Raw genomic sequence first — 1,210 nt, forward strand, 5'->3', positions numbered from 1 at the left:
GGTGACCAGCGCGGCGATCGGTGAACGCTCGCTGCGCAGCAGCGTGATGTGGGCGAACAGCGGGTGGCCTTTGAGCTTCTCGATCACCGCCGCGACCCCGTCGTGGCGGCCGACCCGCAAGTTGTCGCGCTGGGCGATGTCGTGGGTCAGCACCACCCGCGAACCGGTGCCCAGCCGGGACAACACCGTCAGCAGGACGTTGCGCTCCAACGACTGCGCCTCGTCGACGATGACGAACGAGTCGTGCAGCGAGCGGCCGCGGATGTGGGTGAGTGGGAGCACCTCGAGCATGCCGCGGGACAGCACCTCCTCGAGGACGGCCGAGCTGGCCAGGCCCTCGAGGGTGTCGAACACCGCCTGCGCCCACGGACCCATCTTGTCGCTCTCGCTGCCCGGCAGGTAGCCCAGCTCCTGGCCGCCGACCGCGTACAGCGGACGGAACACCACCACCTTGCGATGGGTCCGCCGTTCCAGCACCGCCTCCAGGCCCGCGCACAACGCCAGCGCCGACTTCCCGGTGCCGGCCTTGCCGCCCAGGGAGACGATCCCCACCGACTCGTCGAGCAGCAGGTCGAGCGCGACCCGCTGCTCGGCGGAACGCCCGCGCAGCCCGAACACCTCGCGGTCACCGCGGACCAACTGGACGCGCTTGGTGGCGGTGACCCGGCCGAGCGCATGGGAGCTGCCGCCAAGAAGCCGAATCCCGGTGTGACACGGCAGATCCCGCGCCTCGACCAGGTCGATCTCGCCGTCGGCGAACAGCGCGTCGATGTCCTCGGCGGCGGTGTCGATCTCGTGCATACCCGACCATCCGGAGGCCACAACGTCCTGGGCGTGGTACTCATCGGCGGGCAGGCCCACCGCGGCGGCCTTGACCCGAAGTGGAATGTCCTTGCTGACCAACGTAACTCGCCGGCCTTCGGCCGCGAGGTTGGCCGCGCAGCTCAGGATCCGGGAGTCGTTGCTGTCGGTGCGGAAGCCGGCCGGCAGCACCGCGGGGTCGGTGTGATTGAGCTCGACGTGCAGCGTACCGCCTTGGTTCCCAACGGAAATCGGCTGATCCAGCCGTCCGTGCTCCAGACGGAGATCGTCGAAAAGGCGCAGCGCCTGGCGCGCGAACCACCCCAGCTCGTGATGGTGGCGTTTGGCTTCCAGTTCGCTGATCACCACCAGCGGAACCACCACCTCGTGCTCGGCGAACCGGCTGCAC

At 69.3% G+C, this 1,210-nt stretch carries 1 protein-coding gene; it reads right to left on the minus strand.

Going from position 1 to position 1,210, the window contains the following annotated elements; genetic code table 11:
* Window positions 1-1,210, minus strand: a 1,210-nt coding sequence (gene phoH2, locus AC2VON_RS11025) for an RNA 5'-3' helicase PhoH2 (RefSeq protein WP_486952990.1), incomplete at both ends; no start/stop codon positions are given.

The sequence above is a fragment of the Mycobacterium sp. TH-M82 genome, from assembly GCF_057473605.1.